Origin of the sequence: Salmonella sp. NW884, from assembly GCF_051700745.1 — a bacterium.
Classification (GTDB): Bacteria; Pseudomonadota; Gammaproteobacteria; order Enterobacterales; family Enterobacteriaceae; genus Salmonella; species Salmonella enterica.
Genome location: NZ_JAMMDE010000051.1, coordinates 1 through 329, shown reverse-complemented (window position 1 = coordinate 329; position 329 = coordinate 1). Strand labels below are relative to the sequence as shown.

The window sequence follows — 329 nt, the reverse complement described above, 5'->3', positions numbered from 1 at the left end:
GGCCATGTGAAAAATGAATGTCGTTGCCGGGGGCGCGGAGAAATTCTCGATAAGAAAAAATCTGAGTTGCAGGGCGTGCCGGTTTATAAAAAATGCCCAAGATGCAAGGGAAGAGGCTACCCACGTCTCAAAGATACCGAGATTTTTAAAGCACTAGGAGTAACGGAAATGGTATGGCGGTACAACTATAAACTGTTTTTCGATCGGCTGGTAGAGCATTGCCATATTGAGGAATCGTATGCAGAAAAGGTTCTGGGAAACGTGACTCGATGACCAAAATAATTTAGCTATTGCAAAATTAACGGAAAATGGCTAACCTGATTCCAACG

At 43.5% G+C, this 329-nt stretch carries 1 protein-coding gene; it reads left to right on the top strand.

Translation table 11 applies throughout. The features are described 5' to 3' along the window. On the top strand, positions 1-273 hold a 273-nt coding region (locus NA197_RS23470; protein WP_438796692.1), incomplete at its 5' end, for an antitermination protein Q. Between the last annotated feature and the right edge of the window lie 56 nt (positions 274-329).